The organism is Amycolatopsis sp. cg13 (assembly GCF_041346965.1).
In the GTDB taxonomy this organism is placed as follows: Bacteria; Actinomycetota; Actinomycetes; order Mycobacteriales; family Pseudonocardiaceae; genus Amycolatopsis.
The window spans coordinates 7,992,265-8,005,108 of record NZ_CP166848.1; the positions used below are offsets into that span (position 1 = coordinate 7,992,265).

Annotated in this window: 9 protein-coding genes; 7 read left to right on the forward strand and 2 right to left on the reverse strand. The window is 69.0% G+C overall.

The window, feature by feature from the left end; translation table 11 throughout:
• The first annotated feature begins 104 nt into the window (after positions 1-104).
• On the forward strand, positions 105-1,013 hold the full coding sequence (locus tag AB5I40_RS37465) for a ribonuclease Z (RefSeq protein WP_370934884.1): 909 nt from the start codon (positions 105-107) through the stop codon (positions 1,011-1,013).
• Positions 1,014-1,059: 46 nt separating this feature from the next.
• A complete protein-coding gene (locus tag AB5I40_RS37470; RefSeq protein WP_370934885.1) occupies positions 1,060-1,899 on the forward strand; it encodes a phosphotransferase family protein in 840 nt (279 codons plus the stop codon).
• A 263-nt stretch (positions 1,900-2,162) separates the two neighbouring features.
• Here the strand turns inward: AB5I40_RS37470 and AB5I40_RS37475 are convergent, their stop codons facing one another.
• Positions 2,163-2,723, reverse strand: a complete 561-nt coding sequence (locus AB5I40_RS37475) for a GNAT family N-acetyltransferase (protein WP_370934886.1) — start codon at positions 2,721-2,723, stop codon at positions 2,163-2,165.
• Between the two features lie 301 nt (positions 2,724-3,024).
• Between AB5I40_RS37475 and AB5I40_RS37480 the strand changes: the two genes are divergently transcribed.
• The 5 genes from AB5I40_RS37480 to AB5I40_RS37500 all read left to right on the forward strand — a co-directional run bounded on the left by AB5I40_RS37480 (position 3,025) and on the right by AB5I40_RS37500 (position 12,092).
• On the forward strand, positions 3,025-3,996 hold the full coding sequence (locus AB5I40_RS37480) for an alpha/beta hydrolase (protein ID WP_370934887.1): 972 nt from the start codon (positions 3,025-3,027) through the stop codon (positions 3,994-3,996).
• Positions 3,997-4,938: 942 nt separating this feature from the next.
• Complete coding sequence (locus AB5I40_RS37485; RefSeq protein WP_370934888.1) at positions 4,939-8,289, forward strand: TM0106 family RecB-like putative nuclease; 3,351 nt, start codon at positions 4,939-4,941, stop codon at positions 8,287-8,289.
• A gap of 1,500 nt (positions 8,290-9,789) precedes the next feature.
• Positions 9,790-10,905 carry an FAD-dependent oxidoreductase gene (locus AB5I40_RS37490; RefSeq protein WP_370934889.1) on the forward strand — a complete coding sequence of 372 codons (1,116 nt, stop codon included), beginning with the start codon at positions 9,790-9,792 and terminating at the stop codon, positions 10,903-10,905.
• Positions 10,906-11,027: 122 nt separating this feature from the next.
• Positions 11,028-11,264 carry a PLDc N-terminal domain-containing protein gene (locus tag AB5I40_RS37495; RefSeq protein ID WP_370934890.1) on the forward strand — a complete coding sequence of 79 codons (237 nt, stop codon included), beginning with the start codon at positions 11,028-11,030 and terminating at the stop codon, positions 11,262-11,264.
• 36 nt (positions 11,265-11,300) lie between these two features.
• On the forward strand, positions 11,301-12,092 hold the full coding sequence (locus tag AB5I40_RS37500) for a nuclear transport factor 2 family protein (RefSeq protein ID WP_370934891.1): 792 nt from the start codon (positions 11,301-11,303) through the stop codon (positions 12,090-12,092).
• Between the two features lie 51 nt (positions 12,093-12,143).
• On the opposite strand, the gene AB5I40_RS37505 is transcribed toward AB5I40_RS37500, so the two are convergent.
• Positions 12,144-12,659, reverse strand: coding sequence for a lytic polysaccharide monooxygenase auxiliary activity family 9 protein (locus AB5I40_RS37505; RefSeq protein ID WP_370934892.1), 516 nt, complete (start codon positions 12,657-12,659; stop codon positions 12,144-12,146).
• Positions 12,660-12,844 lie beyond the last annotated feature (185 nt).

Below are 12,844 nucleotides of genomic sequence, written 5' to 3' on the forward strand. Positions count from 1 at the left end.
CGGCGCGCGGCCGTCCGGGGAATTTCCTCCCGGACGGCCGCCGCTGTTTCCGCGGAGTTCATTTCGGTGGCGCCGGGCCCGGGCGTGGCGCGAAGATGATCGTCATGTCCCGACGCGAGCTAGTGGTGCTCGGCTCGGCGAGCCAGACGCCGACCAGGCACCGCAACCACAACGGCTACCTGCTGCGCTTCGACACCGACGGCGTCCTCTTCGATCCGGGCGAAGGCACCCAGCGGCAGATGATGTACGCCGGCGCGACGGCGAGCGAACTCACGCACCTGTGCGTCACCCACTTCCACGGCGACCACAGCCTCGGCCTGGCGGGCATCATCCAACGGCTGTCGCTCGACGGCGTCGCGCACCCCGTGCGCTGCCACTACCCAGCGTCCGGCCAGGAGTACTTCGACCGCCTGCGGCACTCGACGTCGTTCCACGAACGCGCCGAACTGGTCCCGCTGCCGATCTCGGCGCCGGGCCCGCTGGGCGGTGCCCTGTCGGCGTACCCGCTGGAACACCGCATCGACTGCTTCGGCTACCGCTACGCCGAACCGGACGGAATCCGGATGCTGCCGGACGCCCTAGCCGCGGCAGGCGTCCAAGGCCCGGCAGTACGAAAACTCCAGGCCGACGGTGTTTTCGAGACAGCCGACGGTGTGGTCCGCCTGGAAGACGTCAGCGTGCCACGTCGGGGTCAGGTGGTCGCGTTCGTGATGGACACCCGCCTGTGCGCGGGCGCGTTCGCCTGCTCGCAAGAAGCGGACCTCCTGATCGCCGAATCGACCTTCCGAGCCGACGACGCCGACCTTGCCTACCGCTACGGCCACCTGACCAGCACCGACGCCGGCCGGCTGGCGGCGGAGTCGGGTGCCCGGGAGCTGCTGCTGACGCACTTCTCGCAGCGCTACCCGTATGAGGAGGCGGACCGGTTCCGCGACGAGGCCGCGAAGGTGTTCGACGGAGAAATCCACTTGGCCCGGGACCTGGACGTGGTGCCGCTGCCTCCCCGACGGTGAAGCACCTGCGACGCTGAGCGGTGACAGAGTCCGGCAGACTCGCGGAATGCCGCACCCGGTCCCCGCCGACCTGCTGGAAATCGCCGAAACCCTCGTACCCGGCTTCGCCGCTGGGCCCGCCCGACTGGCCGAGCAGGGAAACATGCACCACGTCGTGCTGCTCCCAGGCGTCGCCGCCGTGCGAATCGCCAAGCGCCCAGACGCCGCCGCCGAACTACCACGCCGAGTCGAGATCCTCCGCGCCATCGCCGCGGCCGGACTGCCCTTCGCCGTGCCAGAGCCGCTGACTCCAGTGACCACGTTCGGAGACCGCGCAGCCGTCGCAGTCTCCTGGATCGACGGCAAGGGCCTACCGGAAGGCGTCGGCGACCCGGCGGCGTTCGGCCAGCTGCTGACGGAACTGCGAGAGGTTGAGATCTCACCGGACCTCGAAGCCGTCCTCCACCGCCCGCGCAAATATGCCAACGGCCTGGGCTGGGCGGAGATCGTGGAGGACGTCATCCCGCGCCTGCCAGCACAGTGGCGGCGCGGAGTCCAGCAGCGACTGGACACGCTCCTGGCCCTGGACGAGGCACCCGCCAGACTCGTCCACGGAGACCTCGGAGGCAGCAACGTCCACTTCGACGCCGATGGCAAGCTCACCGGTGTCCTCGACTGGGACCTGGCGATCCTGGGGGACCCAGCCGTAGACGCAGCACTAGCCGCGACCTGGCACGGCTGGGACGTCCTCCGCGGCGCCGCCGACGAGGAAACCTGCCAACGGGCGTGGGCCTGGAACGACCTGATCGGGGTCGAACACCTGCACGCGGTCTTCGCAGGCAAACCCCTATCGAACGTCGACGGTTTCGTCCGAGCCGTCGTCGCCTGGTTAGAGGCGCGCGGCTAGCGACTCCTCGGCTTCGTCCGGTGCGTCGGAGGAAGCCCGCCGGGGTGGGTTCGCGCGTGGCGGATGGGGCGGCGGTGCTTCAAGCCGTCGGCAGGGACGGTGCGTCGAAGGAGAGCAGCGGAACGGGTGCGAGCCCCTGGCGTCCATCAACGAGACTGCCTCCACTTACTTGCTCAGCCCACCGCCGCGACCGGCTCGCCGTCGAGAGGCCTTCGACGGCTGCGGCTGGCAGCGCCGAGGCACTTGACGGCTCCGACCGGCACTCAACCTCCCGAGGTCCGCACGTGCCGATGCCCGCTGACCGGAAAGTCCGGCGGCGCGGGCGGCAGCAGCCCGTCGAGGACGTAGCCGCACTTCTCCGCGACCCGACAGGATGCCGGATTGTCCTCGGCATGCAGCAAGTCGAGACGGCTCAACGAAACGAACCGCTGCGTACCAAGCGCCCACCTCGACGTAGCTTCCAACGCCCGAGCAGCGATTCCACGACCCCGAGCCTGGGCGGCAGTCCAGTACCCGACCTCAGCGGCCCCAGCATCCCGAACCTTCACGACGACGTGCCCGAGCGGCATGTCGTCGTCAGCCACCACCGCGAAACTGAACTGTGTCGCGGTCTCCCAGCCGGACGCCTGCGCGTCCAACCACCGCCGGGCGTCGCCATCATCAGTGAGAGGAGCCATCAACCGACGGCGCAACAGCGGATCGCGATGCGCGTCGACCAGCGCCTGCCGATCATCCGACCGCCACGGCCGCAGCTGCAAGGCTGCCTCGGATTCGCTTCGGGGCAGGGAAAGGATGACCGTCACGACCGCCCATTCTGCACTCATCGAGACTTGTCCCGCCTGGAGTCTCCCCAAAGTCCTTACCCGACACCGGGTTCGAGCGCGGTCCCCGAGAAATTCAGCGCGGGATGCCCCGGCAGTCGGGTAAACTCGCGACATGCTCATCGAGGTGGACAGAGGCTAGCCGCCGGGTTCTCGGCGGCGTACCGGCCGACGAGTGCCCTGGCAGCAACTCTTTCCCACCACCCTCTCTCCTCGCGCGCCCCGTCGCGTGCGCTCAGCCGTGCGCCGGTTCGGCGGTTCGTCGCTTCGGCGGTGAGGGGATCGATGACGCTCAGGAGCACTCATGACGCAGGAAATGCCGCGTCCCCCGTTTGATCCAGAACTAGCCAAAGTCCTGCCGATCCTCGACGGCGGCGTACCGGTCGGCATGACAGCAGACCAGCTGCCGCACTACCGGGCCCTCCCTTTCCCCGCCATCGAAGAACAAATCGCCGACCGCCCAGTCCGCTGCACCCACCACACGATCCCCGGCTACGGCGGCGCGGAAATCGAGGTCTCCGTCCTCGCGCACGTGGACCACGACACTCCGGGCGTCGGCATCTACCACCTCCACGGCGGCGGAATGGTCATGGGAGACCGCTTCGCCGCGGCAGGCCCGCTGATCGACTGGGTGTTGAAGCACGACGCAGTCGCCGTCACCGTCGAATACCGGCTGGCCCCAGAGCATCCCGACCCAGTGCCCGTCGAGGATTGCTATGCGGGTCTGCAATGGATGGCCGCCAACGCCGAGACCCTGCGCTTCGCCGCTGACCGCCTGGTCATGTTCGGCGGCAGCGGCGGAGGAGGCCTCGCCGCCGGAACCGCGCTGCTGGCACGCGACCGCAACGGCCCGCCGCTGCTCGGACTGCTGCTGCAGTGCCCGATGATCGACGACCGCAACGAGACAGTGTCGTCCCGCCAGTACGACGGCACCGGTGTCTGGGACCGCACCAGCAACCTGACCGCGTGGACAGCAGTCCTAGGCGACCGCCGCGGAACCGCCGACGTCTCGCCCTACGCAGCAGCCGCCCGCGCGACCGACCTGAGCGGCCTCCCGCCAACCTTCATCGACGTCGGCGCGGCAGAGGTGTTCCGCGACGAAGACGTAGCCTTCGCAACCGCCATCTGGGCCTCCGGAGGCGACGCCGAACTCCACGTCTGGGGCGGCGCATTCCACGGCTTCCACGACCTGGCCCCGCAATCCGCTCTGGCCAAGGCATGCGTCGCGGCACGCGAGTCCTGGCTCGAGCGGTTGCTCAGCCGCCCGACGCCATAGCGGATGGCGCGCCGCCCCGCCGAGGCCGTTGGGGTGGCGCGCACCTCACGCAACACATGACCGACCACGCCGCCCACCAGTGGGTTCCACGGTTTCCATGGTTTCCACAAGCCTCACGCCCAGGTTCGCGCTGGCCGAGGTATGTCACGGCTCGTGGGCCTTGGCTCTGGAGCGGTTCCGATGGACACGAACGATGCCCTGATCGCGGCGGTCGGCGTGACTGGTCTCGCACGCGGAGCGTGCCGCCGCTGCGCGGGGCGCTGTCGGTGCCCGCGCGGTGGCCAGCCAGGCCTCTTGGTCGCCAGACCTCGCCGTGGCCAGACCTCGCCGTGGCCAGACCTCTCGGTGGCTAGGCAGTTCCGGTCAGTGGCTGGGAAGTTCCGTACCGTGGCGAATCGCTAGTCGCCTGCCGAGTTCGCCCGGACGGTGTGCACCCCGCCGAACGACACGACCAACCCGCCACCTCGCGGATCACCAAGAGCTACTCAGCACAGACTCCAAACGAGAGCCACCTCCGATCAACAGCACCACATGAGGCCAACCGCACCACGTCCGTCTAATCGCGCCGCCTCAAGCCAACCGCGCCGCCTCAAGCCAACCGCGCCGCTCAAGCCAACCGCGCCGCTCAAGCCAACCGCGCCGCTCAAGCCAACCGCGCCGCTCAAGCCAACCGCAGCACCTCACGCCAACCGCGCCGCCTCAAACCAACCGCAGCACCTCAAACCAACCGCAGCAACTGCGACCAACCACACCACCTCAGACCACCAGCGCCCAGCCCACTCTCATCACTCCAAAACCTCCGCTCCAGCACTCACCTCCACCCTTCTCAGCTCCCGCTCCTGACCACCCCAAGATCATCCCGCCCACCACCGACAATTCCGGGCGGCGTGTCGCCACCCGCCTCGCAAGAGGCCGCCATCGCGCGTGACAGACTGCCGAGCGATGTACACGCCGTCTGATCTCGCTGACCTGCTCGAATGCGAGCACCGGAGCATCCTCAAGCAGGCATTGGCGGCGGGGATACCCGGCGCGCCACGACCCAGTTCCGCACCCGATCGGCTGGCGGTGAAGCACGGGCGCGCGCACGAGGCGGCCACGCTGAGCCGGTTGCGCGGCGAGCGGACGCAGGTCGTCGAGATCGAGGAGCACGATCCGGTCGTCGCGGCGAAGGCCACCGAGGAAGCGCTGCGCGCGGGAGCGCCGGTCGTCTACCAGGCGGTGTTCCACGACGGCGAGTTCTCCGGACGCGCCGATTTCCTCCTGCGCGACGACCAAGGCCGCTACGAGGTCTACGACACGAAACTTGCCCGGCACGCCAAGCCGTCCGCGGTCGTGCAGCTCACCGCGTACGCCGACGCTCTGCGCCGCGGCGGCTGGCCCACTGGGCCGGAGATGCACCTGCTGCTCGGCGACGGCAGCACGCGCAGCCTCCGCGTCGACGACTTCCTCCCGCTCGTGGACCGCCTCCGCGACCGGTTGCAGGACCGTCCGCCGCAGTTGCCGGACCGGGTCTGGGCCGACGAGCGTCCGGCGTGCACCGGGTGTGCGTTCGCCGATCACTGTTCGTCCGCGCGCGAGGCCGACCGGGACCTGTCACTGGTCGCCGGAATGCGCAGCGAGCAGCGGCGCAAGCTGGTGACCGCCGGGCTCGGCACCATCGACGCGCTCGCCGGCTCCGAACCCGCCGACCGTCCGCGCGACATGTCCGAGGGCACGTTCGCCTCGTTGCGCGCGCAGGCCGCGATCCAGGTCCGCCAGGACGAAACCGGCGAGCTGGCCTACGAAATCATCGCCCCGGACGCGCTCGCCGAACTGCCCGAAGCCAGCCCCGGCGACGTCTTCTTCGACATGGAAGGCGACCCGTACGCTCTGGCCGGCACCGGCCTGGAGTACCTCTTCGGCGCGGTCACCCCGGACGAGCGCTTCACCCCGTTCTGGGCGCACTCGCGCGCGCAGGAGAAACGAGCGTTCGAGGAGTTCATCGACTTCGCCACCGCGCGGCTCGCGGAACACCCCGACGCGCACGTCTACCACTACGCGCCGTACGAGGTCACGGCGATCAAGCGGCTCGCCGCCGTCCACGGCACGCGGGAGGAAGCCGTGGACGAGCTGCTGCGCAGCGGCGCGATGATCGACCTGTATGCCGTGGTACGCAAGGCTTTGCGGGTAGGACAGCGGTCGTATTCGATCAAGTATTTAGAACCACTGTACATGCCGGAAGCCCGCGACGGCGAGGTAAAAACGGCGGCGTCGAGCATCGAGGCGTACGAGGACTACCTGACGCTCTCCTCCGCGGGAAACACCGAGCAGGCCGATGAAATCCTGCGCGGCATCGCGGACTACAACGAGTACGACTGCGTCTCCACCTTGCGCCTGCACGAATTCCTCCACCGCGTGCGCACCGAAGCCGGAATCGACCTGGCCGAACCGGACCCCGAGTCCGAAGTGGACGCTCTCCTGCGCCGCACCGAAGAAGAGGAAGCCGCTCAGCGCCGGGCCGAACGAGCCGCCGCCATGGCGGCTTTGGTCGACCCGCTCCTGGAAGGCCTCCCCGAGGACCCCGCGGATTTCACCCCCGACGACCACGCCCGCGCCCTGCTGGCGGCCTCCGTCGGCTATCACCGGCGCGAGACGAACCCGGCGTGGTGGGAGTTCTTCCGGCAGCTGGCCGCCCCGCTCAGCGACCTCGAAGTGGACACGACCTGCGCGGTCCCGGTGTCGGTGACAGCGGGCGAGTGGGTGCCGCCGTCCGGCCGGTTGCGCACCGCGAAACGCACGCTGACCGTGCGGTGCGACCCGGACCGGCCGCATCCCTTCGCGCCCGGTGACGACGTGCGATTGCGTTACGGCGCCGACGCTCGCGACGCGAAAGTCGTGTCCGCGACGGCGGTCGAAGTGACCCTGGAGGAGAGCAGCGCTCCGGATCGGACGCCCAACGACCTTCCCGCGGCGGTCCTGCCGGGCAGCCCCGTCCGTCCGTCGCCGAAAGACGAGGCGGTAGCCGATCTCGCCCGGCTGGTAGGGGAAACTCTGCCTGCGTTGCCGTCACACCCCGGCGTCGACCTGCTCCGCCGAATCCCCCGGTTGCGCGGCGGTTTGCCCGAACCGGGGGAAGATCTGGTCGCCACGGTGATCACCGCGGTCGATCAGCTCGACGGTTCCGTCCTCGCCGTCCAGGGTCCGCCCGGAGCTGGAAAGACTTACCTGGCCGGGAAACTCATCGCGCATCTGGTGCGTTCAGGCCGGACGGTCGGCGTCACGTCGAACAGCCACAAAGCGGTCGAGAACGTGCTCTCGGCGGCCATGGAGAACGCGCCGGAAATGGCCTGCGCCAAGCGCGCGAAGCGGACACCGGACCCGGAATTGCCTTGGGAGCAACCGAAAAATAACAACGCGCTGGTACGCTGGCGTGAAGAACACGACACCGGTCACCTGGTCGGCGGCACTGCATGGACCTTCGCCAACGCCGCTGTGCGCGAGGAACCCTTCGACGTCCTGGTGATCGACGAAGCCGGTCAGTTCGCCCTCGCGGACGCGCTGGCGGTGTCGATGTGCGCGAAAAACGTGGTGCTGCTGGGGGATCCGCAGCAGCTGCCGCAGGTGGTGCAAGGCACGCATCCGGCAGGCGCGGAGGCGTCCGCGCTGGGCCACTTGATCGGCGACGCGGACATCATCCCGCCGGAACTCGGATATTTCCTCGACCTGACGCGCCGCATGCACCCCGCGGTGTGCGCGCCGGTCTCGAACCTGTCGTACGCCGGTTTGCTGCACTCGCATCCCAGCGCGGAACGTTCGATCGACGGCTTCCCGTCGGGTCTCTATCTGGCGACGGTCGAGCACAGCGGGAATACAACGCGTTCGGTGGAGGAAGCCGAGGAGGTCGTCTCGGTGATCAAGTCGTTGCACGGCCGTTCGTGGGAAGGCCGACCGCTCACTGACGCCGATTTCCTTGTCGTGGCCCCGTATAACCTGCAGGCGCGAGTGGTGACGCGTGCACTGTCCGATGCTGGTTTCGGCGACGTCCGGGTCGGCACCGTGGACCGGTTCCAAGGGCAAGAAGCACCCGTTGTGGTGACGACAATGACGTCCTCTTCGGCGGTAGACTTGCCACGAGGCCTTGATTTCTTGTTGTCCCGCAACCGGTTGAATGTCGCTCTCTCACGCGCGCAGTCCGTCGCGGTCCTGGTGTGCTCGCCGAAGCTGCTCGAGGCGGACATCAGAACGGTGGACCAGATGCGGCTGGTCTCCGGGATGCTCGGGTTGCTGCGCGACGCCCGCGAGTGGATCGACTGAGCTGCGTCGGCTGAGCTGGTGAGCTGCGTCGAGGGACCTGCATGGACTGGCCTGGGCTGACTGCTGACTGGTCCGCAGCGGCAGGCTCGCGTCGACTGGTCCGGAGCGGCTGCTCTGCTGTGGCTGGCCTGCGTCGACTGGGCCGCGTCGGTTGGACTGCGTCGGTTGGCTTGCTGTGCTGTGTCGGCTGGCGTGCACTGGCTGGGTTGCGCTGACTGGCTTGCTGGCCTGCAGCTCTGCAGCTCTGCAGCTCTGCAGCTCTGCAGCTCTGCAGCGGCTGGCCGCGCCGACTGAGCCGTGTCGGTTGGCCTGCCCGGTCGGCTTTCTGTGCTGTGTCGGGTGGCTTGCGCTGACTGGCTTGCTGCTCTGCTGCTCTGCAGCGGCTGGCCGCGTCGACTGAGTCGCGTCGGTTGGCCTGCATCGGCTGGCTTGCTGAGCTGCCTCGGCTCGCCTGCACCGAACTGGCGTGTGTCGACGGACCAGCCTCGGCTGGCCTGCTGGGGGTGCCCGCCCCGGCCGGTTCGGTCGGGATCCGGCGGCCGGGCGGGCACATGTCCCCGCTCGCGCGACCGTGGGGGAGGGGTGGCGCGGCGAGCGAGGTGGTCTGAGCGCCCCGCGCTTCCGGCTTGCGGGAGCCGGAGCGGGGGCGCGGGATCCCCGTCCGCGCGGGGCACTGGGGGAGATGCCGCAACGGACGGGGTGGCTGGAGAAACGGGGTGGCTGGGAGAAACCGGTGTGTTCGGCGCGGACAGTCCCACCCGGACCGCCCGTGCACCGACGGCTGACCGGCGGACTCGGCTAGGTTGTCAGTGCTGCCGCTATTCAGTAAAACTCGTTGCGGGCCAAGAACATTCCCGCAGCCGGGGGTGTGCTCCCGCTCTCCTCCGGACCGGCTGGGGGGTTACCGGCCGGTGGGAGCAGGAGCACCGGATCCCGTTCCGCGCCTGGGGGGAGCAGTCGCGCGGAGCGGGTAGTTCTGCGCCGGTACGGGGGCCGCCTCGCGGCGAGTGGCACGACCAGGCTCCGGCCGAACCGGTATTCCTGGAAGGCAGAAGGTGAGGCCCGGGGGCACCTCCGTACCGACACCCTGTACAACGCACCAGACGCGCGAATGTTCCGGCCCCATAAGGTGATCTGGGTCGCCACCAATCGAGTGACCGCTTGGTCGGCTCGGGTAGCCGGCGACGGCCGAACCTCGATCAGGTTGCGTCGCTTGGCGAATCGTTGTGCATTCGCCGCCGGGCCCGGTGCGCCGAAGCTGTTCCCCGGCTGAATCATCCTCTGCCCGCCTGCCCGCCTGCCCGCCTGCCCGCCTGCCCGCCTGCCCGCCTGCCCGCCTGCCCGCCTGCCCGCCTGCCCGCCTGCCCGCCTGCCCGCCTGCCCGCCTGCCCACGAACGAGGGAGACAGTTGACCGGCGTCACTCCGCAACGAACTTGTTCGTAACGAACATGTTCGTTAAACTCAAGCCAGTCACCCTCGAAAAAGAAACGGAGCACCTCATGACCATCACCATCGTCGGTGCCGGCCTCGGCGGTCTCAGCCTCGCCCGCGTCCTGCACGTCCACGGCATCGAAGCCACTGTCCTCGACCTCGACGCCTCTCCGTCCGCCCGCGCGCAGGGCGGCATGCTCGACATCCACGACGACTCCGGCCAGGTCGCCCTCCGTGCCGCCGGTCTGCACGAGGAATTCCGCGCCCTGGTCCACTCAGGCGGCCAGGAGACCCGCGTCTACGACCGAACCGCCGCCCTCTTGTTCTCTGAGGCGGACGACGGCAGTGGCGGGCGTCCGGAGATCGACCGTGGAGCCCTGCGCGACCTCCTCCTCAATTCGCTGCCGGAAGGCACCGTCCGCTGGGGCACGAAGGTCACCGCCGCGGAGCCGCTGCCTGACGGGCGGCATCGCCTCACTCTCGCCGACGGCACGTCGCTCACCACGGACGTGCTCATCGGGGCCGACGGCGCCTGGTCGCGGATCCGCCCGCTGGTCTCGCCGGAAAAACCGGCCTACACCGGCATCTCCTTCGTCGAGATCGATCTCCTCGACGCCGACTCCCGGCACCCAGAGGCGGCAGCTCTCCTCGGCGGCGGGATGAGTTTCGCGCTCGGCGAGGACAAAGGCTTCCTCGCGCACCGCGAACCGGACGGCAGCCTGCACGTCTACGCCGCCGTGCGTGTCCCGGAAACCTGGGTCGCGTCGATCGACTTCACCGATCGCGACGCCGCCAAGGCCGCCGTGCTGAGTCACTTCGACGGCTGGTCTGACCAGCTCCGCGCCCTGGTCACGGACGCGGACGGCGACCTGGTCCCGCGGCTGATCCACGCGCTCCCCGTCGAGCATTCGTGGGCGCGGGTGCCCGGCGTCACGCTGGTCGGCGATGCCGCGCACCTGATGTCACCGTTCGCGGGGGAGGGCGCGAACCTCGCCATGCTCGACGGTGCCGAGTTGGGGCTCGCACTGGCCGGGCACCCGGACGACGTCGAAAGCGCGCTCGCGGAATACGAGGCGGCGTTGTTCCCGCGGAGCGCGAAATCCGCGACGGAGTCGGCGCAAAGTCTCGACAGCTGTTTCCGCCCTGACGCACCGGCGGCCTTGCTCGAGCTGTTCGGAGCCTAATGTCCATAGTGGACGCGCGTACGACTTAAGCGGTACCCGGATCGAGCCGTCAAGCCGATCCGGGCCAGGCGGTTCGGCTCGCACAATGGACCTCAGCCCGCTGTGCGAGAGGAAACCGACTGATGACCGCCGTCCTGGCCGACACCGTCCATCAAGGCCTGCAGTTCGCCGCCGTCGCCGGGATAGTGGCACTGGTGGCGTTTCCGGTTCTGCTGTTTCTCGGCGCGTTGGTGAGCGTGCTCGGCAGTCCGCTCGGCCTCGGGATGAAGTTCGTGTGGGTGGTCTTCGCGTTCTGCGCGCCGTTCCTCGGGCCGGTGCTGTGGTTCCTGGTCGGCAAGAAGAGCGCCGCGCTTCGCTGACACAGGATGTCAGTGGAGCGCGGTTAGCGTCCGGGCATGGATCACGAGATTGACGCCGGCGCGTTCGCCGATCGGTATGTCGCAGTGTGGAACGAATCCGACCCGGCCGCCCGGCGCGAGGCGATCACCTCGTTGTGGGCCGAGGACGGGGTGCAGTTCACGGAGTCCGCGGAGCATCGAGGTCATCAGGCTCTTGAGCGCCGGGTGGGCGAGGCTTTCGAGGAATTCGTTGGCGGGGCGGGATTTGTGTTCCGGTCCGCCGGAGACGCGGTGGGCCATCACGGGATGGTCCGGTTCAACACCTACCTGGCCCCCGCGGCGGGCGGGGACGTTGCCTGGACCGGGTTTGTCGTGGCTGAACTCGGCGAGGACGGCCGCATCCGGCGCGACTGCCAGTTCGCCGAACCGCCGCGTCCCGCGTTTCCGGACGCTCGGGCGACGGCGGACGAATTCGTACGCCGGGTGACGCAGGGCGATCCGGACCGGATCGCGGAGCTTTTCGCGGAAGCGGTCGACTGGTGGGTCAGCTGGCCGGAACCGGAGCATCCCGCGGTGCCGTGGATCCGCCCTCGCTCCACCCGGGCGGACGTCGCGGACCACTTCCGGACGCTCGGAATCGCTTGTGCCCCCGAAGAAGTTCGGGTCGACCGAATCCTGATCGACGGCCAGGACGCGGTGCTCGTCGGGACGAGTGCCCAGACGGTGAAGGTGACCGGCAAGCGGTTCGCGACGAGCTTCGCGGTGTGCCTGACCGTCTCGGGCGGATTGATCACGCGGTATCACGTGTACGAAGACAGCCTCGCCGTCGCCGAGGCCTTCGCCGGATGAAACACCGGGCAGCCGGAGCGGATTCCGCCCGGCTGCCCGGCATTCGCGCGGTCAGGAAACGTTCAAGTCGATGCAGGCGTAGAACGCGTTGCCGGTGTCGGCGATGTTCCACACCGCGAGCACCTTCTGCTGTCCGGTGTAGCCGCTCAGGTCGACCTGGTGCGACACGGTTTCCGGCGGGGCCTGGTCGTTGCCGCTGAAGCTCGCGACCTGGGTGCCGCCGATGAAGTACTCGTAGTCGCTGGTGCGGTGGCGCGCGGTGAACACCCAGGTGAAGGTGACCTGGGTGCCGACCTGGGTGACCTTCCAGCCCTTGCTGTCGTCGTCGAGGTCGGCGAACCGGTCGTTGCCGCCGCTGCAGCTCTGCAGGCCCTTGGGCCCTTCGACGCTCTGCGGTTCCCATTTGATGTCGCCGCAGGACACCGTTCCGTCCGCGCATTGGGCCTGCCTGCTCGGCGGGGAATTCACGTACCCGTGCGCGCTGGCGATGCCGGGGCCGATCAGCATCAGCACCGGAGCGAGGACCGCGCCGCCGAGAGCGGCGAGCATCGTGCGTTTGCGGGGCATGGTGGCTCCTTCGAAGCCGGGCCCGCTCCCGCGCCGGAGGGCGGCCGGACGAGCCACGGCACGACCGACGAACCCGCGGTGGGGTGGAACGCGGGCGGTGGGGGTGGGGAGATTTGTGGTCTAGACCATACTCGGCCGCCCGCGCTCGGTCAAGAATCAGCTACCCTGTGTCATCTATACACGGG